At 64.6% G+C, this 18,797-nt stretch carries 17 protein-coding genes; 8 read left to right on the top strand and 9 right to left on the bottom strand.

Translation table 11 applies throughout. The features are described 5' to 3' along the window. Positions 1–14 precede the first annotated feature (14 nt). The 3 genes from pepP to H607_RS0103130 are packed head-to-tail and all read right to left on the bottom strand — an operon-like array spanning position 15 to position 3,074. Positions 15–1,364 (bottom strand): Xaa-Pro aminopeptidase, encoded by a 1,350-nt coding sequence (gene pepP, locus H607_RS0103140; RefSeq protein ID WP_051240606.1) that lies wholly within the window; start codon positions 1,362–1,364, stop codon positions 15–17. Next, positions 1,361–2,065: a sugar phosphate nucleotidyltransferase gene (locus H607_RS0103135; protein ID WP_028874224.1), complete on the bottom strand. Its 705-nt coding sequence runs from the start codon at positions 2,063–2,065 to the stop codon at positions 1,361–1,363. The genes pepP and H607_RS0103135 overlap by 4 nt, the downstream gene beginning before the upstream one ends. 13 nt (positions 2,066–2,078) lie before the next feature. After that, positions 2,079–3,074: an aminoglycoside phosphotransferase family protein gene (locus H607_RS0103130; protein ID WP_028874223.1), complete on the bottom strand. Its 996-nt coding sequence runs from the start codon at positions 3,072–3,074 to the stop codon at positions 2,079–2,081. A 491-nt stretch (positions 3,075–3,565) separates the two neighbouring features. On the opposite strand from H607_RS0103130, the gene H607_RS11510 reads away from it, so the two are divergent. The 4 genes from H607_RS11510 to rsmA are packed head-to-tail and all read left to right on the top strand — an operon-like array spanning position 3,566 to position 8,572. Next, positions 3,566–5,800: an LPS-assembly protein LptD gene (locus tag H607_RS11510; RefSeq protein WP_211218458.1), complete on the top strand. Its 2,235-nt coding sequence runs from the start codon at positions 3,566–3,568 to the stop codon at positions 5,798–5,800. After that, complete coding sequence (locus H607_RS11505) at positions 5,797–6,798, top strand: peptidylprolyl isomerase (protein ID WP_083961910.1); 1,002 nt, start codon at positions 5,797–5,799, stop codon at positions 6,796–6,798. Before H607_RS11510 ends, H607_RS11505 begins: the two co-directional genes overlap by 4 nt. Beyond that, the gene (pdxA, locus tag H607_RS0103115) at positions 6,795–7,772 is read left to right on the top strand and encodes a 4-hydroxythreonine-4-phosphate dehydrogenase PdxA (protein WP_028874222.1); all 978 of its coding nucleotides are present in this window, start codon (positions 6,795–6,797) and stop codon (positions 7,770–7,772) included. Before H607_RS11505 ends, pdxA begins: the two co-directional genes overlap by 4 nt. Continuing rightward, on the top strand, positions 7,769–8,572 hold the full coding sequence (gene rsmA / locus H607_RS0103110) for a 16S rRNA (adenine(1518)-N(6)/adenine(1519)-N(6))-dimethyltransferase RsmA (protein WP_028874221.1): 804 nt from the start codon (positions 7,769–7,771) through the stop codon (positions 8,570–8,572). The genes pdxA and rsmA overlap by 4 nt, the downstream gene beginning before the upstream one ends. 3 nt (positions 8,573–8,575) lie before the next feature. On the opposite strand, the gene H607_RS0103105 is transcribed toward rsmA, so the two are convergent. After that, a complete protein-coding gene (locus tag H607_RS0103105; RefSeq protein WP_028874220.1) occupies positions 8,576–8,800 on the bottom strand; it encodes a YgaP family membrane protein in 225 nt (74 codons plus the stop codon). A gap of 75 nt (positions 8,801–8,875) precedes the next feature. Between H607_RS0103105 and H607_RS11500 the strand changes: the two genes are divergently transcribed. After that, complete coding sequence (locus tag H607_RS11500) at positions 8,876–10,348, top strand: DNA recombination protein RmuC (RefSeq protein WP_051240603.1); 1,473 nt, start codon at positions 8,876–8,878, stop codon at positions 10,346–10,348. Positions 10,349–10,405: 57 nt separating this feature from the next. On the opposite strand, the gene H607_RS0103095 is transcribed toward H607_RS11500, so the two are convergent. Together H607_RS0103095 and H607_RS0103090 are read right to left on the bottom strand one after the other, a co-directional pair. Then, a complete protein-coding gene (locus H607_RS0103095) occupies positions 10,406–12,154 on the bottom strand; it encodes a cation acetate symporter (RefSeq protein ID WP_028874219.1) in 1,749 nt (582 codons plus the stop codon). Further along, positions 12,151–12,459: a DUF485 domain-containing protein gene (locus tag H607_RS0103090; protein WP_028874218.1), complete on the bottom strand. Its 309-nt coding sequence runs from the start codon at positions 12,457–12,459 to the stop codon at positions 12,151–12,153. The genes H607_RS0103095 and H607_RS0103090 overlap by 4 nt, the downstream gene beginning before the upstream one ends. A gap of 172 nt (positions 12,460–12,631) precedes the next feature. Here H607_RS0103090 and H607_RS0103085 point away from each other — a divergent pair, with 172 nt between their 5' ends. Then, on the top strand, positions 12,632–14,284 hold the full coding sequence (locus tag H607_RS0103085) for a fatty acid--CoA ligase (protein ID WP_028874217.1): 1,653 nt from the start codon (positions 12,632–12,634) through the stop codon (positions 14,282–14,284). On the opposite strand, the gene mnmH is transcribed toward H607_RS0103085, so the two are convergent. Then, the gene (gene mnmH, locus H607_RS11495; RefSeq protein ID WP_083961909.1) at positions 14,269–15,396 is read right to left on the bottom strand and encodes a tRNA 2-selenouridine(34) synthase MnmH; all 1,128 of its coding nucleotides are present in this window, start codon (positions 15,394–15,396) and stop codon (positions 14,269–14,271) included. The genes H607_RS0103085 and mnmH overlap by 16 nt on opposite strands. 19 nt (positions 15,397–15,415) lie before the next feature. On the opposite strand from mnmH, the gene selD reads away from it, so the two are divergent. Then, positions 15,416–16,504: a selenide, water dikinase SelD gene (gene selD / locus H607_RS0103075; protein ID WP_051240602.1), complete on the top strand. Its 1,089-nt coding sequence runs from the start codon at positions 15,416–15,418 to the stop codon at positions 16,502–16,504. Positions 16,505–16,516: 12 nt separating this feature from the next. Here selD and H607_RS11490 read toward each other — a convergent pair whose 3' ends face one another. Continuing rightward, the gene (locus tag H607_RS11490; protein ID WP_211218457.1) at positions 16,517–17,182 is read right to left on the bottom strand and encodes an arylesterase; all 666 of its coding nucleotides are present in this window, start codon (positions 17,180–17,182) and stop codon (positions 16,517–16,519) included. Between H607_RS11490 and H607_RS0103065 the strand changes: the two genes are divergently transcribed. Beyond that, complete coding sequence (locus H607_RS0103065; RefSeq protein WP_028874215.1) at positions 17,181–17,876, top strand: ABC transporter ATP-binding protein; 696 nt, start codon at positions 17,181–17,183, stop codon at positions 17,874–17,876. The two genes, H607_RS11490 and H607_RS0103065, sit on opposite strands and share 2 nt — an antisense overlap. Here H607_RS0103065 and H607_RS11485 read toward each other — a convergent pair. Continuing rightward, positions 17,870–18,778, bottom strand: a complete 909-nt coding sequence (locus H607_RS11485) for a DMT family transporter (protein ID WP_037989393.1) — start codon at positions 18,776–18,778, stop codon at positions 17,870–17,872. The genes H607_RS0103065 and H607_RS11485 overlap by 7 nt on opposite strands. Positions 18,779–18,797 lie beyond the last annotated feature (19 nt).

Raw genomic sequence — 18,797 nt, 5'->3', positions numbered from 1 at the left:
TGATCGTCCTCGGGTCAAGCCGCTTCGTGTTGCATCAGCGCTTCGATCGCCTCGGGCGCAACCGGTACGTCGCGCGTGAGGAGCCGACAGCCGGATTCGGTGACGAGGGCGTCGTCCTCGATGCGGATGCCGAGGTTCCAGAAGTCGCGCGGTACGTCGTCGGCCTCGGGCACGTAGAGCCCCGGTTCGACGGTGAGCACCATGCCGGGCACGAGCGTCACCGGCTGGCCGTTCTCGTGCGTGGGGCCGGCGTCGTGCACGTCCAGGCCGAGCCAGTGGCCGGTGCGGTGCATGTAGAAGCGTTTGTAGGTCTGCCGTTCGAGCGCTTCGTCGAGCGAACCGGAGAGGAGCCCCAGGTCGAGCAACCCCTGGACGAGCACGCGCACCGCCGCCTGGTGGGGCTCGTCGAAGGTGGCGCCGGGGCGGATCGCGGCGATCGCCGCCTCCTGTGCCGCGAGCACGAGGTCGTAGAGTCGCCGCTGCGGCGGGCGGAATCGCCCGTCTACAGGGAAAGTTCGGGTGATGTCCGAGGCGTAGCCGTCGTATTCGCAGCCCGCGTCGATGAGGACGAGCTCGCCCGCCTTCAGCCGCGAGCGGTTGTCGGTGTAGTGCAGGATGCAGGCATTGGCCCCGCCGGCGACGATGGAGGGGTAGGAGGGGCCTTGGGCGCCGTGGCGGCGAAATTCGGCGATCAGTTCCGCTTCCAGCGTGTATTCATGCATGCCAGGGCGGCAGACGCGCATGGCGCGGCGGTGGGCATGGGCGGCGATGCTCGCACTGCGCTGCATCAGGTCGAGCTCGAAGGCATCCTTGACGCGGCGCATGCGGGCGATGAGCGCGCGGGCGTCGTGCAGGGTAGCCGGGGCCGGCGGGCCGAGCCTGGCCTTGGCGCGCAGATTCGGTAGCAGCCGCCGCAGGCGGGCGTCGATCTCCTCGTTCTCCGCGAGCGGCAGCCACAGCGCCGGCGCGCCGGTGAGAAGTTCCGGCAGTTTCTCATCGAGCTCGGCGAGCGGCAACGCCGCTTCCAGCCCCAATGCCTGGGGGGCGGCGGCCACGCCCAGACGACGCCCTTCCCACAACTCCTTTTCCGGATCGCGGTCGCGGCAAAAAAGCACGCTGCGCGGTTCTTCGTAGGTACGCAGCAACAGCCAGGCGTCTGGTTCGATGTAGCCGGTGAGGTAGTAGAAGTCGCTGTCGAAACGGTAGGGATAGGTGGTGCCGCCGTTGCGGATACGCTCGGGGGCCGTAGGCAAGAGCAAGGCACCGCCGCCGGCGACTTCGAGTTGATGCAAGAGGCTCGCACGGCGCTTGGCGAAGGCACTCAGGTCTTCGTGGTAACGACCGATGGGGAAATCGGGGTTCATTTGCTCTCCTCGGATGCCGCCGACAACTGGCGGCGCAGGGCGTGCAATCGTTCGGGGGTGCCGACGTCGACCCACAGGCCGTCGTAGCGCTCCCCGCTCACCTTGCCCTCTTGCATCGCTGCGCGCAAGAGCGGCGCGAGCGGCGTGCGTTTTCCGGCCGGCAGCGGCCGGAAGAACTCCGCGCAGTAAAAACCGATGCCGGCGAAGGTGAGCGGCTTCCCCCGCGCATCTTCCGCGTCAGGATACACCATCGCATCCTTCCCCAAGGCGAAGTCTCCGCCGGGACGGTGTGCCGGATTGGGGACGAGCAGAAGATGGGCGAGGAACCCGGCTTGGAGCTGGCGCTGGGCGCGGCATACGAAAGCGGCCACGTCGAGCGGGCAATAGACGTCGGCATTGACGACGAGAAACGACTCGGCATCGATGAGCGCCAACGCCTGGCGCACCCCTCCGGCCGTCTCCAGGCCCGGCGCTGGCTCGGGGCTGAAGCGCAATGGCGGGGGTCCCTCGCGCCGCGCGAGGTGCGCAACGATCCGCTCGCCGAGCCAGCAGGGATTGACTACGGCGCGGCGGCAGCCAGCGTCAGCGAGCCGGTCGAGCCAGTGGTCGATGAGCGCCTTTCCGCCCACCTCGACCAGCGGCTTGGGGCAGGTGTCGGTGAGTGGGCGCAGGCGCTCACCGCGTCCGGCGGCGAGCACCATCGCCACGAATCCCTCAGAAGGTATACCCAACGGCCAGATCCTCCGGATGCAGACGCTCCAGCAATCGGCGCAAGGGGGCGAGTTCCCCGTAGCGGCGGCTCGCCAGCAGCAAATGACGGCGCACGCGCGGCAGATCTTCGAGGTAGCGCGTCTTGCCGTCGCGATGTGCGAGCCGGGCGAAGATGCCCAGCACCTTGAGGTGGCGCTGTACGCCCATCCACTCGTAGTCGGTATAAAAGGACTCGAACTCGGCGTGGATCGGCAGCCCCAGGCGCTTGGCCACCTGCCAGTAGCGTACCAGCAGGTCGAGCGCGAATTCTTCGGTCAGATCGACGTAGGCATCCTTGAAGAGCGAGACCGCGTCGTAGGTGATCGGGCCCCAGACCGCATCCTGAAAATCGAGTACCCCCGGACCGCGATCCTCGTCGAGCAGCATCAGGTTGCGGCTGTGGTAGTCACGATGCACGAAGACCCGCGGTTGCGCGAGCGCCCGTTCCACCAGCACCGCGAAGAGCCGTTCGAGCATCGTTTCTTCGCTGGCCGTGAGCGTCACGCCCAGGTGGCGCTGCAGGTACCATTCGGGAAAGAGGCGCAGCTCGGTGAGCAGTTTTTCCCGATCATAGTCCGGCAGCCAATCGGGGCGCGGCAGGGACTGCAAGGTGGCCAGCGTTCCCAGGGCCTGGGCGTAGCGCTCGTGGGCGGATTCGAGGGGAACGTTGCCAGCGTAGGGGCGGTCGCCGAAATCCTCCATCAGCACGAAGCCTTCGGCCGCGTCGACCGCCTCCACGCGCGGCACGGCGATGCCGGCCTCGTAGAGCAGCCTCTGCACGGCGAGCCAGGGGCCGACAGGCTCCTTGTCGGGCGGAGCGTCCATGACGATGCGCGTCCCGCCTTCTGGCAGGGCAACGCGCCAGTAGCGGCGAAAGCTGGCGTCGGCGCTCGCTGGAAGGGGTTCGGCAGCGATGCCGAGATCGGCGAGCCAATGGCGCAGGCGCGCGAAGCGATCCATGAGGGCGAGTTCCTTGCGGTACAATGGCGGACGATTTTAACAAAGCCGAGGCTGTGTGCCCGTGACTTCGGGGGAGTCCGATTTTGCGTGACAGGGAAAACTTTGCCTTGCTCGCCTGGGCAGCGGTATTCTTGGCCTGGAGCCTGCCGTGTGCCAAGGCGGTCGCCCAACCCTTGCCGCCCTTGCCGGTGAAACCGGAGCTCCTTGGCTTGCCGCCGGCGTCCAAGCCTGCTCCTGCGCCCCCTCCGGCACCCTCCGGTGCCTCGGTCACCGTCGTCGTCCCTTCACCCGCGGGAGGCAGTGCTCAGCCTTTGCCTCCGGCCGGTTCGCCGCAACCCGCTCCTTCTGCGTCCCAACAAGCTGCCCCGGCTGTTTCCGCTCCGGCCGCGGCGCAAGCACCGGCTGTCGCCTCGCCAGGTGCCCCTGCTGCGGTTTCACCTCAGGCGCCGGCAAGCCCGACGCCGTCTCTGCCGCCCGCTGGCGGACCCCGAGTGGCCCAGCCTCAGGAAGCTCCCCGTATCCGCCTATCCACCGATACGGCAAGCGGCGTCGAGGTTCCCCTTTTGCCCAAGGGGACGATCGTCGAAGCCGACGAGATCCGTGGCGAGCGGGGCGCCGCCGTCGAGGCGATCGGCAACGCCATCCTCATACGCGAAAACCTTCGCATCCAGGGCGATCGCTTGCGCTTCGACGAGCTCACCGATGAAGCGAGCGGCGAAGGGCATCTCGTCATTCAGGACACGGCCAAGGGGTTCCAGGTCGAAGGGCCTCGCGGCCGTCTGTACGTCACGGCCAAGGAAGGCGAGATCGAACAGCCGGTCTATCGCTACGATCCGCCGGAGAACGTCAAGGATCAGAGCCGCGCAGGTCACGGTCAGGGGGAGAAACTCTTCTTCGAGGGAGAGAACCACTACCGCCTGCTCAATGGCACCTGGACGAGTTGCAAGGCGCCGGACCCCGACTGGTACGTCAAGGCCGGCGAGCTGCAGCTCGATTACGACCGCAACCAGGCCGTTGCCCACGACATGGCGCTCGTCTTCAAGGGGACGACGATCCTCGCCTCGCCCTATGCGGAATTTTCCCTGGGGCGGCAGCGTGAATCAGGGTTTCTCGCCCCCAAGGTCGGCATGTCGACCAAGACCGGGTTCGATGCTTCCGTTCCATATTACTTCAACCTCGCGCCCAACTACGACGCGACGCTCACCACACGGTTCATGGCCCAGCGTGGTCTGCAAGTGGGGGGCGAGTATCGGTATTTGACCCCAAATTATAAAGGGGAGATTCGGGCGGAAATCTTGCCGGACGATTGGGAAGCCGGTCGCACCCGGGCCCTGGGGTCTTTCCAGCATCAGCAGGCCCTTTCTTCCGAATGGTCTTATGCGCTGGATCTCAACGCCGTCAGCGACAAAAACTATTTTCGTGACCTGAGCGATCGCGTCGAGCTCACCTCGACTTCCCAACTGCTGCGCCAGGGGCAGCTCAACTACAATGGGCCGACGGGCTGGCACGGCGGCCTGATGCTTCAGGAATATCAGACGGTCGACAGCGACGTCACCGACCCCTATCGTTTGCTGCCGCGGCTTTCCTTGTGGCACGATCCTTTTTCGCTTCCCGCCGGCGTCCAGCTCGATCTCGGCGGTCAGTACACCGAATTCCGCCACAAAGACGCAGGCAGCATCGACCTCTACGACCGCATGAAATGGGTCAATGGTAGCCGGACGATGTTCACCCCATCCCTTTCCCTGCCCATCTACCGCAGCTGGTGGCATTTCGAACCGAAGCTGCAATGGCATTACACTCGCTACGATCTCGACGAAGCGGCGATCGACGGGGGACGCACGTCCATCACGCGCAGTCTGCCGATCGCCTCGCTCGACCTAGGGCTCGCTTTCGAGCGGGATGCGAGTTTCTTCGGCCGCGACTGGCTGCAGACGCTCGAGCCGCGCATCTACTATGTGAAAACCCCTTACCGGCGCCAGGATGACATCCCGCTCTTCGACACGGCGCGTTTCGGCTACGGTTTTGCCCAGATCTTCTATCCCAACCGCTACGTCGGCGACGATCGTATCTCCGATGCCGACCAGGTCACCGTGGCGGCGACCACGCGCCTGCTCGAATCCGAAACGGGATGGGAGCGGCTGCGTCTCACGTTCGGCGAGCGTTATTATTTCCAAACGCCGCGTGTGCTCATGCCCGACGAGAGCCCGATCCTCGACCGTCGTACCGATTTCCTCGGCGAGGCGGACATCCATCTCACCCGTCGTATGCAGTTCAAATCGTTCTGGCAATACAACCCGAACGAGGATCAGACCCAGCGCTTCAATGCCGGTGTGCGCTATCAGCCGGGTTTTGCGCGCGTGCTCGATCTCGACTATCGCTACACCCGCGATCTGCTCAAAGACGTGAGCGTCGCTACCCAATGGCCGGTGGCCAAGCAGTGGGTCGGTATCGCCCGGTTGAGCCGCTCCTTGCTCGAAGATCGCCTCACGGAGGCCATTCTCGGCGTCGAGTACGATGGAGGCTGTTGGGTTTTGCGCACCGTCTTCCATCGCTACGCTTTGTCGGAGAACAGCAACAACACCGCCTTTTTCGTTCAACTCGAGCTTACGGGTCTGGGTAGCCTCGGCTCGAACCCCGAGACCCTGCTGCGCCGCTCCGTGCCCGGCTATGGCAAGATCATGCCAACGGCCACCAGCAACATCTTCGGAACCGAAGGAGGATTATGATGCGCTCAACGACGCCGTGCCGCTGGGCACTGGTCGGGCTGTTCTTCACGTTGTCGCTGCTCTGCGCCGGGCCAGCGGCGGCCGCCGAGCTCACCCGGGTCGTGGCGGTCGTCAACAACGAACCGATCACTTCCTCCGAGCTACAGCAGTACATGGTGCGCGCCAAGCGGCAAGTGGCCAAGCAGGGCGTGCAGATTCCCGAGGACGAGCTGCGTCAGCAGGTGCTCGAACAGATGATTTTGGAAAAGCTGCAGCTGCAGGTGGCCAAGCGCATGGGGATCACCGTCGAGAATGCGGCCATCGATCGGGCCATCGAGGACATTGCCCGGCGCAACAACCTCACGCTCGATGCCCTCAAACAGGCGCTGGCCGCCGACGGCATCACCTTCGAGCAGTTCCGTGAGCAGATCCGCCGCGAGATGATCATTGCCCGCCTGAGAGATCGGGAAATGGAAGGACGGGTGACGGTATCCGATGCCGAGGTCGATCATTTCCTCGCGAACAACCCCGACCTGATGCGCCGCATCGAAGCGGAAGCCGGCAATGTGATGCAAACCCACGTGCGCCACATCTTGATTCGCACCAACCAGGCCACCAACGACGAAGCGGCCAAGGCCAAATTGCTGGCACTGCGCGAGCGCATCGTCAATGGCGCCGATTTCGCCGAACTCGCCAAGGCCAATTCCGACGATGGTTCCGCCTTCAAAGGCGGTGACCTCGGCTGGATCAACCCGGGTGACACGGTGCCCGAATTCGAGGAAGCGATGAACCGCCTCGCGCCCGGCGAGATCTCCCAACCGGTGAAAACCCCTTTCGGCTGGCATCTGATCCAGGTTCTGGAGCGTCGGCCGCTCACTGATTCGGAGGATTACCGCCGCAATTACGCTCGTCAGTTGCTGCGCCGGCAAAAACTGGAGCAAACCTACAATGCTTGGTTACAGACGATCCGGGCCGAAGCTTTCGTCGAGATTCGCCGCGATGCGCTGGAGGCAAAATGAAACCGATCGCCATCACTACCGGTGAGCCCGCCGGGGTCGGCCCCGAACTCTGCGCTCGCCTTGCCGACCGTCTGTGGCCCGCGCCGCTCGTGCTGATCGGCGATCGGGATTTGCTGCGCCAACGCGGTGTGCCGCCGCTGCCCGAATTCGATCCCACCGATCCTGCACCCTTGTCGGTACGCCATGTCCCGCTGCGCGCCCCCTCCATGCCCGGACGTCTGGAGCCGGCCAACGCACCGTACGTGCTCGAAGTGCTCGATACGGCGATCGACGGCGTACTCGAAGGCACGTTCGCCGCGATCGTCACGGCGCCAATCCAAAAGAGCCTCATCGCCGATTCGGGCCGTATCTTTACCGGCCATACCGAATATCTGGCCGAGCGCAGCGGCACCCCGCTCGTGGTGATGATGCTCGTGGGCGCGGGGCTGCGCGTGGCGCTGGTCACCACCCACCTGCCGCTCGCCGAAGTGCCTGCCGCCGTCACGCCGCAGCGGCTCGAAGCCGTGCTGCGCATCCTCGATCGAGATCTGCGTCGCCGTTTCGGCATCCCTCGGCCACGCATCCTCGTGGCCGGCCTCAACCCCCACGCCGGCGAGAGCGGTCATATCGGACGGGAAGAAATCGAGGTTATCACTCCCGTGCTCGAGCGCCTGCGCGCCGAAGGCATGACTCTCGTCGGTCCCTTGCCGGCCGATACCCTCTTCACTCCCCGGGTCATCGCGGGCAGTGACGCCCAGCTTGCCATGTACCATGACCAGGGCTTGCCGGTGCTCAAGTACGCCAGCTTCGGCAATGGGGTCAATGTCACCCTCGGCTTGCCCTTCATCCGCACCTCGGTCGATCACGGCACGGCCCTCGATCTGGCCGGCACCGGGCGCGCGGATCCGGGCAGCCTCTTCGAGGCGGTCACGCTCGCCTGCCTGCTTGCGTCGGTCGAAGAGCGTCTCGCCGCTCAAGGAGAAAGCGGTACGTGAGCGCCGAAGTACAAGGCCACCGGGCGCGTAAGCGCTTCGGACAGAATTTCCTGCGCGATCCCAACACCATCCGGCGCATCGTCGCCGCGATCGACCCGAAACCAGGCGAGCACCTCGTCGAGATCGGCCCCGGGCTCGGCGCGCTCACCGAGCCGCTCATCGAATCCGTGGGCCAGCTCATGGCCATCGAGCTCGACCGTGATCTCGCCGCCCGCCTGCGGCAGCGTTTCCCCGAGGAGCGGCTGCGGCTCATCGAGGGCGACGCCTTGCGCTTCGATTTCGCCTCGCTGCCGGCCCCACTGCGCGTGGTAGGGAATCTGCCCTACAACGTATCGACGCCGCTCCTCTTCCATCTCGCAGAGTACGCCGATCGCATCGCGGACATGACCTTCATGCTGCAAAAGGAAGTGGTGGATCGCATGGCGGCCGAGCCGGGCAGCGCCGCCTATGGGCGATTGTCGGTGATGCTGCAGCAGCGATTTGCCGTGCGCAAGTGCTTCGACGTACCGCCGGGCGCGTTCGTGCCTGTGCCAAAAGTCACTTCCAGCATCGTACGTCTCATCCCCTTACCCGTGGGGACGCATGCCCTCGAAGATCCTGAACGATTCTCCCGGTTGGTCGCCGCCGCCTTCAATCAGCGGCGCAAGACCTTACGCAACGCCTTGAAAGCGTTGATTCCAGATCCGGCTCTCTTCATCGAGGCGGGAATCGACCCACAGGCCCGAGCCGAGACGCTCACGGTCGAGGATTTCGTGCGGCTGGCGAATGTGCTCGCGCACGCGCCAGCCGCAGGGCAATGACGCTCAGGAACCCTGACCGGAACTCTGGCCGGAGCCGGATTCTTTGGTCTTGCACGTGCTAATGCCAAGCAGCGGGTAGAGCGGACACCAGCCGACGAGGCCGGTGACCAGCGGCAGCACGCCGATCCACGTCCAGGGCGTGCCGATGCCCATCACCGCGAGCACGATCAGCACCACGCCCACGACGATACGGATGATCTTGTCGATGCCTCCGACGTTTTGTTTCATGGTGCGACTCCCTATGGATGGAACGAATCCGCGTATCATCATAGCACCTTCGTGCACGCTCCAGGGTCGAGAACGATGGATTTTCTGCTGCTCCTTGTTCTGGGAATGCTCGTTGGCGCCATTCTCTCTTTTTTCTGGGCGCGATCGGCACTCGCGGCCCAACGGGCTGCTTTCGAGCGGGAGTTCGCTCAACGCCAAGAAGCGGAACTGCGCCTGCAAAGTGAATTGCGCCAGCGCATCGAATCTTTGGAAAGTGAACGTCGTGGTTTGCATGAAGAAGTGGCCCGGTTACGCACCGAGCTGGTACATCGCGCCGGGCTGGAAGAGCGGCTCACGGAGGCCAATCAGCGGCTTTCCGAGATTGAGGCTCGCTGGCAGCAGAGTCTCGAAGAAAACCGGCGCTTGGCCGAACGCCAGGCAGCCTTGGGTCAGGAACTCGAAACCGAACGCCGGGCAGCGGCAGAAAAATTGCGCTTGCTCGAAGAGGCGCGCCAGCAGCTCACCGAGCAATTCAGGAATCTGGCCAACGACATCCTGGAAGAAAAATCCCGCCGCTTCACCGAGCAGAACCAGAACGAATTGGGATCCTTGCTCGAGCCGCTCAAGCTGCGTCTGGCCGAATTCCAGCGCAAGGTCGAGGAAGCCTACGTCAATGAAGGCAAGGATCGCACGGCGCTCGCCGAGCAGGTGCGTCAGCTCATGGCGCTCAACCAGACCCTGAGCCGGGAGGCGCGGCAACTCACCGAGGCGCTCAAGGGGTCGAGCAAGACCCAGGGCACCTGGGGAGAGCTCGTGCTCGAACGCGTGCTGGAGGCTTCCGGGTTGCGCCGCGGCGAGGAGTACGAGGTGCAGGTGTCGCACACCGATGGCGAAGGACGCCGCCTGCAGCCCGACGTCGTGATCCGCCTGCCCGAGGGGCGCCATCTCGTCATCGACGCCAAGGTCTCACTCAACGCCTACGAAGACTACGTGACCGCCGAGGACGAAGAACGGCGTCAAGCGGCGCTGAGGCGGCATCTCGACTCGGTGCGCGCGCACATGAAAGGGCTGTCGCAGCGGCGCTACGAGGTGCTCTACGGCGTGGGGTCGCTCGACTTCGTACTGCTCTTCGTGCCGATCGAACCGGCCTTCATGCTCGCCGTCACGCACGACAGGGACCTCTTCATGGACGCCTGGCAACGCAACGTGCTGCTGGTGAGCCCTTCGACGCTGCTCTTCGTCGTCCGTACCGTGGCGCATCTCTGGCGTCAGGAGCAACAAAATCAAAACGCCCAAGAAATCGCCCGACGGGGTGCTGAGCTCTACGACAAGTTCGCTGGATTCGTTGCCGACTTACAAGCGCTCGGGCAGCGCCTGGAGCAGGCGCGCAGCGAGTACGACAAAGCGATGGGCAAGCTCACGACCGGCAGGGGAAACCTGCTGCGCCGTGCCGAGTCGCTCAGGGAACTGGGGGTGAAACCGGGAAAGAATTTGCCGCTCGGTCTGCTTGATGACGATCCCACGGGAGAGGATCCGTTGGCAGAGTCGGCGGGGAAATCCGAAACATGAAAAACCCCCGGCCGGAGCCGGGGGCAGAAGGGTTTGCTGATTGAACGATCTGAACGATCAGTGGTCCGAGGCGGCTGCAGCGCCGAAGCCGGTCTCGGAGCGTACCCGTTGCGCCGGATAAGCTGCCCGTTCTTTCTTCGCCTGCTCGCTCTGGTCGAGCACCGAGAAGAGCCAGGTGCCGATGAAGCCGACCAGCATGGAGAAGAGCGCCGGCGAGGTGTAGGGGAACCAGGCCGAACCCTTCGCATTGCCGAGCACGTCTTCCCATACCGCGGGCGAGACGACGGTGAGCCCCACCGAGGCGATCAGGCCGAGGAAGCCGCCGGTCACCGCCCCGCGCGTCGTGCAGTCTTTCCACAGCACCGAGAGTAGCAGTACCGGGAAGTTGGCCGAAGCCGCGACCGCGAAGGCAAGCGACACCATGAAGGCGACGTTGATCTTCTCGAAGGCGATGCCCAGCAACACGGCCACCACGCCGAGGCACAGTGTGGCGATGCGCGAGACACGCAGCTCGGAGGCCGAATCCGCCTTGCCTTCCTTGAAGAGTGTCGCATAGAGGTCGTGCGACACGGCCGAGGCGCCCGACAGCGTGAGACCTGCCACTACCGCAAGGATGGTCGCGAACGCCACCGCCGACATGAAGCCGAGGAAGACGTTGCCGCCCAGCGCGTTGGCCAGGTGGACCGCTGCCATGTTGTTGCCTCCCTTGAGCGCGCCCTTGGCGTCGAGGAAGGCCGGGTCGGTGAGCACGAAGATGATCGCACCGAACCCGATGATGAAGGTGAGGATGTAGAAGTAGCCGATCCAGGTGGTGGCCCAGAGCACGGATTTGCGCGCCTGCTTGGCATCGGGCACGGTGAAGAAACGCATGAGGATGTGCGGCAGACCGGCCGTGCCGAACATCAACGCCATGCCGAAGGAGATCGCCGAGATCGGATCCTTGATGAAGTTGCCAGGCCCCATGATCGAGCGCCCGACGTTCTTCGCCACCTCCATCACGTCTTTGCCCTGTTCGGCCGCCTTGGCGATTACTTTGGGATCATTGAGGGCGAGGTTGGTCTTGATCTCGACCGCCTTGGCGAACATTGCCTCCACGTTGAAGCCGAAGTGGAAGAGCACGGCGAAGGCCATGAAAGAAGCGCCCGCGAGCAGGAGGCACGCCTTGATGATCTGCACCCAGGTGGTGGCGGTCATTCCGCCAAAGAGCACATAGACCATCATCAGCACGCCGACCACGACTACCGCTACCCAGTAGTCCAGGCCGAAGAGCAGCTTGATGAGCTGCCCGGCACCGACCATCTGGGCGATGAGGTAGAAAAGTACTACGACCAGGGTCCCCGCCGCTGCGAAAGAGCGAATCGGCCCTTGCTGGAAGCGGTAACCGGCCACGTCGGCGAAGGTGAAACGGCCGAGGTTACGCAGACGCTCGGCGAGCAGGAAGGTGATGATGGGCCAGCCGACCAAGAAGCCGATCGAGTAGATCAGGCCGTCGTAGCCGTTGGCCATGATCGCCGCCGAGATGCCGAGGAAGGAGGCCGCGGACATGTAGTCGCCGGCGATCGCCAGACCGTTCTGGAAGCCGGTGACCCCGCCGCCAGCGGTGTAGAAGGCCGCTGCCGTCTTCGTGCGTGCCGCTGCCCATTTCGTGATCCACAGTGTCAGGCCAACGAAGATCACGAACATGGCGATCGCGGTCCAGTTCGTTTCCTGCTTGACGGTTTGCCCCACGTCACCCCCGGCCGCGAAGGCGACCCCCGTGATCGCAAGCAGCGCCAGTGCGCCGCCGAGTTTCGTCGCCGTTCTCATTTGCGCACCTCCTTGAGAATCTCTTCGGTCAGCGCATCGAATTCGGTATTGGCCCGACGCACGTAGATGCCCGTGATGATGATGGCGAAGAGGATGACACCGACCCCGATGGGGATACCGAGGGTGGTGACGCCGGTGCCGATGGGCTTGGCGAGGAACTCCTTGTCGAAGGCGATCAGCGCGATGTAGCCGTAGTAGACGATCAGCATGATGATCGTCAAGATCCAGCCAAAGCGTCCGCGCTCCTGCACGAGGCGCTGGTACTTCGGATTCGCCCGAATCCGCTCATAGATGTCGTTTTGCATGCTGCTCTCCTCCTTAAGCGTTTGCAGGGGTCTGCAGATCGTAGGCTAGAGAAGGAGCCTTACAAAATGCTTACGTGTGCAAAAATAAAAATTATTTGATAATCTCGCTCCCAGAACGAGGCGACGAAGCGCCACTTCCCTTCGAACACTTTTCCTGGGAGAAGACCGAATCATGGACGCTACTCCACGCATCGAACGAACCCCATCGGCCTATCCCTACCCCTTGCTGATACGGCACATGCTCGAACGGGCGGTATCCGATCATCCCGCGGCACGGATCGTTTATGGCCAGACATGCCATTCGTACCGGCAATTGCGTGAGCGGGTTGGGCGGTTGGCCGACGCCCTTGCCACACTCGGGGTGGGGCAGGGGAGCACTGTCGGCGTGATGGACTGGGATACGAACCGCTATCTCGAATGTTTTTATGCCGTACCGATGATGGGTGCGGTGCTGCACATGGTGAACGTGCGTCTCTCGCCGGAGCAGATCGTCTATACGATCAACCACGCCGCCGACGACATCCTGCTCGTCAATGTCGAGTTCTTGCCGCTGCTGCAGCGCATCGCCGGGCAATTGCGCACCGTCAGGGCGGTCGTGCTGCTCGACGACGAGGGAAGGGCTCGTGAAGTAGATTTGCAGGGCTTGCGCTGCGCGGGGGAGTACGAGGCGTTGCTCTCGGCTGCTTCGCCGGATTATCTCTTCCCCGAGCTCGACGAAAACGTCCGTGCCACCACTTTCTATACAACGGGCACCACGGGTCTACCCAAAGGGGTATTCTTCAGCCACCGCCAGCTGGTGCTGCACACGCTTGCTTGTCAGCTTGCACTGAGCAGCGCCGCGCACTGCCGTCTCGACAAACGGGACGTCTATATGCCGATCACCCCCATGTTTCACGTCCACGCCTGGGGCATGCCTTACGTGGCGACGAACCTCGGCCTGAAGCAGATCTATCCCGGCCGCTACGTGCCGGAGCGCCTCTTGAAATTGCGTGCCGAGCATGGTGTGACGTTCTCGCATTGTGTGCCTACCATCTTGCAGATGCTGCTGATGAGTCCGGCGTCGACTACGACCGATCTCTCCGGCTGGAAGGTGGTCATCGGCGGTTCGGCCTTGCCGGCGGCGTTGGCCAAGTCTGCCTTGGAGCGTGGCATCGACGTCGTCACTGGCTATGGTATGTCGGAGACTTGCCCCATTCTCACCGTATCCTTCCTTGACGAGGAGATGTTGTCGTGGGACATCGAAGCACAGGCCCGGCAGCGAGCCAAGACGGGGCGGCCGATTCCTTTGGTACAGCTGCGCATCGTCGACGGGGCGATGAACGAACTGCCGCACGACGGTAAGAGCGCCGGCGAAGTGGTAGTACGTGCGCCTTGGCTCACCCAGGGCTACTTACACGATCCCGAGGGTTCCGAGCGTCTGTGGCGCGGCGGATGGCTGCACACGGGGGACATCGGTGTGATCGACCCCGACGGTTTCCTGCGCATCACCGATCGGCTCAAAGACGTGATCAAATCGGGCGGCGAATGGATCAGCTCGCTCGAAATCGAAGGACATATCCTCCGGGTGCCGGGGGTGGCCGAAGTGGCGGTGATCGGCGTGCCCGACGAGCGCTGGGGCGAGCGCCCGCTGGCCTTCGTCGTGCCATCCCGGCCCGGAGCGGTGAGTTCCGAAGACATCCTCCAGGCGCTGCGACGAGCCGCCGAGGCTGGGGAAATCTCGCGCTATGCCGTGCCCGATCGCATCGTCTTCCTCGAGGAAATCCCGAAAACCAGCGTGGGCAAGATCAACAAGCGAGCCCTGCGCGAGCGCTATGGCGCCGTTTGAGAAGATCTGCTCGAGGCGACGGCCGCAAATGGCCGGGGCAGCAGCTCGGAAGCCGATCCCCACGCCTCGATCTGCCGGCAGGCGGCCTCCAGCGCGGCAGGATCCAACCCCGTGAGCCGTACCCGGGGCGCTTGGGCGAGCTCCGGATGCCGGGCGAGCGAGCGGCGGTAGAGGGGATCATAGTGCCGGGCGATGAGCTCCGCAAAGAGCGTCGCCAGATCGCGGCGAAGGGCGAGTTCATGCCAGCGGCGCAAGGTCTCGTTCGGGACGAAGCCTTTGAATCGTTCGAGCCGCCGCGCGAGTGCCTCGGGCTCGTCGCCCAGCCAGGCATAGTCTTCGAGCAGGAGCTGCATGCGGCACTCCTGGGGCGTATCTAGCACGATCATGGGAGCGAGCCGCATTGCTTCGTGGAGTGCCTCGGGCAGCTGCACCAGGCCGATGCGCTTGCTCTCGGCTTCGACGAAGACGGGTTTGTGCGGGTCGAACCGACGCAGCGCCGCGACGAGCGCCGTATCGAAAGCTTTTTGCGAGGGTTGTGATTCTCCTCCGGGCCAGGAACCGAGGATGGAGCCGCGATGGCGCGCGAGCGCCTCCAGATCGAGCACCTGCTGGCCTCGCTGCGCCAGCGCCTGCAGCACGCGCGTTTTGCCCGAACCGGTGGGCCCGGCGAGCACCCGCCAGGCAAAATGCCCCGGCAGGTCGACGAGCCGTTCCAGCACCCAGCGGCGATAGGTCTTGTAGCCGCCGGCCAGTTGTGCCGCCGGCCAGCCGATCAGGCGCAACCAGGTGACGAAGGCGGCGCTGCGCTGCCCCCCGCGCCAACAGTAAACGAGCGGGCGCCACGAGGGAGGGTACTGCTGCAGGCGCTCCTGCAGGTGGCGCGCCAAGTTCTTGGCCACCCAGGCGGCGCCGAGCCGGCGTGCCTCGAAAGCCGAGCGCTGCTTGTAAATGGTACCGACGATGCGCCGTTCGGTGTCGTCGAGCACCGGTAGGTTGATCGCACCAGGGAGGTGGTCTTCGAGGAATTCGGACGGGGAGCGCGCGTCGATGATCGTGTCGAATTCCCCGATACGTTCGAGCGGTACAATCCTGTCTTTGTCTTTGGCGGCCATGGATAGCGAGGAGGTCGATATGGAACGAGGGGAAGGAACGAAAACTTCGGTACCCGGGATCCGGCTCACCGAATGGGCCCACGGCGGCGGCTGCGGCTGCAAGATCGCGCCGGCGGTGCTGCAGCGTCTGCTCGGTTCGCTGCCACCGGGGCTGTGTCCACCGGAACTGCTCGTGGGTACCGAGGCGAGCGACGATGCGGCAGTCTACCGCTTGAGGGAAGATTTGGCGATCGTCGCCACCACCGATTTCTTCACGCCCGTGGTCGACGACCCCTACGATTTCGGCCGCATTGCCGCTACCAATGCACTCTCCGACGTCTATGCCATGGGGGGGCGGCCGATTTTGGCACTGGCGATCGTCGGCATGCCGGTCGGCAAGCTGCCCGAGGAGGCGATCACGCGCATCCTGGAGGGCGGCGCGAGCGTGTGCCGCGAGGCGGGCATCCCGCTCGCCGGCGGACATTCGATCGACACCGTCGAACCCATCTACGGCTTGGTGGCGTTGGGCGTGGTGCATCCCGAGCAGGTGAAGACGAACGGCGGGGCGCGGCCGGGCGACGTGCTGATCCTGAGCAAACCCTTGGGCATCGGCATCCTCTCGGCGGCGCTCAAGCAGGGCCGGCTCTCCGGCAGCGAATACGCCGAGATGCGGCTGTGGACGATGACGCTCAACCGCGCCGGGCAGGCGCTCGCCAGCCGTGAGGCGGTGCACGCCATGACCGATGTCACCGGGTTCGGCCTGGCGGGGCATCTCCTGGAAGTCTGCCGTGCGAGCGGCGTGGCGGCGGTGCTTGACCGGGAGGCGATTCCCGTGCTCGCCAGCGCCCGGCGATATGCCGAAGAGGGGGTGGCCACGGGGGCTTCCAAGCGCAACTGGGCGAGTTACGGCGAGGAGGTCGATCTGTCGGCGCTCGCCGACGAAGAAAGCGAGGCGGCGCTGTGGCGCACCCTGCTCACCGATCCGCAAACGAGTGGGGGGCTGCTGATCGCCTGTGCGCCGGAGGCAGCCGAGGGAGTGATCGCCGAGATCCGCGCCCATCAGGCGCTGGGCGGCTGGAAGATCGGCGAGATCGTCGAGTCGCCCGTGCCGCGGGTCGTGCTGCGCTGAATGCACCGTGTTTCAACGCCCGGAGGCGGCGCTGCGTTTGCGCACCGCCTCCAGCGCGGAGGCGATCGCCGGCCATACCGTCTCGACCAGCTTGGGCTCGGCCTCCAGAGTGGGGTGAAGTCCGTCTTCCTGGAATGCATCGGGATCGAGTGCGATCGCTTCCAAGAGGAATGGCACGAAATGCACGGGATGATGGGCCGCGAGGCGCGGGTAGACGGCCTCGAATTCGGCAGTGTACTCCGGCCCGAGGTTGGGGGGGAGCTTCATGCCCACGAGCACGACCTCGCATCCGGCCTCGCGTGCCATGAGGATCATGCGTTCGAGGTTCGATTCCATGACCTTGGGCGGCAGGCCGTTCAAACCATCGTTCGCGCCGAGTTCGAGCACGACGACGTCGGGGTGATGCCGCGCAAGCAGGGGGGGCAAACGTCGAATCCCGCCATCGGTGGTCTCACCCGAGGCGCTCGCGTCGATGACGCGATGTACCCCGGGTTCGAGCGCATCGAGCTTGCGCTGTAACAGATAGGGCCAGCCGCTTTTGGGAGGCAGGCCATAGCCGGCAGAGAGGCTGTCGCCGAAGACGAGAATGGTGGCGGCCGCGGCGGGCCAGGCCAGGAAAGTGAGAAACACGAGGGCGATACCGGCGGTCAGCCGCCGCAGAGACAGGGGAAAGGACATGGACGCATCGACTCCGCAAACGACGAAACCGATATTGTGCGCCGAGAATCTGCGCAAGGTCATCCCCAATGGAGACGAGGCGCCGCTGGTGATCCTCGACGGGGTGGACCTCACGGTGTTTGCCGGCGAGGCGGTGGCGATCGTCGGCGCTTCCGGCTCGGGAAAATCGACCTTGCTCGGTTTGCTCGCCGGCCTGGACGTTCCCAGCGAGGGAACGGTACTTCTGCAGGGATCGCCCCTCTTTTCCCTGGATGAAGATGAACGTGCGGCCTTGCGCGGCCGTCTGATCGGCTTCGTCTTCCAGAATTTCCAGCTGTTGCCCACCCTGACAGCGCTGGAGAACGTCATGCTTCCCCTCGAGCTCGGCGGGGTTGACGACGCAGGGCAACGGTCCCGCGAGTGGCTCGATCGGGTGGGATTGTCCCATCGCGTGCACCATTATCCCCGCACGCTCTCCGGCGGCGAGCAGCAGCGAGTGGCCCTGGCACGCGCCTTCGTCACTTCGCCCAAGGTGATCCTCGCTGACGAACCCACGGGTAACCTCGACACCGCCACCGGAGAGGCGGTGATCGAGCTGATGTTCTCCTTGCGGGAGCGCGAAGGCACCACGCTCGTGCTCGTCACGCATGACGCCTCGCTGGCAAGGCGCTGCGATCGCATCTTGAAGATGCACGCGGGGCGGCTCGTTCAGTGAGGGGTACGCGCTTCGGCGCGCGCGAGTGCCAACGATTCCCGGCTCTGCTCCCTCGTCTGGGCCCAGAGGATGCCGGCCAAGACCACCGTGGCTCCCAGCCATTGGCGCGGGGTCATCGTCTCCTCCAAGCACAGGGCGCCCGCCAGCGCGGCGAAGACGCTCTCGAGCGAGAGGATCAGCACGGCGTGCATGGGCCGCACCGTGCGCATCGCTTGGATTTGTAAGGTAAAGGCCACGGCACTCGAGAGCAATCCCGCCCACAGCAAGGGTATGCAGGTGCGAGCGAGCGATTCCAGGCTCGGATGTTCCCACAGGAGGGCACACAGGCCCGAGAACACGGCGGCCACGGCGAACTGGCCGGCGGAGAATCCGACGGTCGGCAAGTGCCGTCCGTAATGGCTCAGGGCGATCACGTGCGCCGACCAGAAGAGCGCACCGATGAGCTCGAAGAGGTCGCCGCGATGGATTTCCAGATCGCCTTCCACCGACAGCAGGTAGAGACCGGCGACGCAAGCGACCAGGCCGGGCCAGAAAGAAACCGGCGGGCGCACGCCGCGCAGCCAGCCGAGCAGGGGCACGAAGACGATGTAGCTCGCGGTAATGAAGGCGGCATTGGCGGCGGTCGTCTCGGTCAGGCCGATCTGCTGGAAAGAAAAGCCCAGGAAAAGGAGGGTTCCCGTCACGAGCGAGGCGCGCAGCCATCGCTTCAGGGAAACTTGCCGATGACGTCGCTCCAGGACCCACCACAGCGGCAGCAGAGCCACCGACGCCAAGGCGAAACGGGCGGCGTTGAAGGCGAAGGGCTCCATCGTTGCCATCGCCTGGCGCTGCGCGACGAAGGTGCTGCCCCAGATGGCAGCGACGAGCAGGAGCAGGAGGTGGTCGCGGGAGAAACGCGGCATGGTGCGGCTCAGAACCAAA

Source organism: Tepidiphilus margaritifer DSM 15129 (genome assembly GCF_000425565.1).
GTDB classification, from domain to species: Bacteria; Pseudomonadota; Gammaproteobacteria; order Burkholderiales; family Rhodocyclaceae; genus Tepidiphilus; species Tepidiphilus margaritifer.
This window is presented reverse-complemented; position numbering and strand designations above follow the sequence as displayed.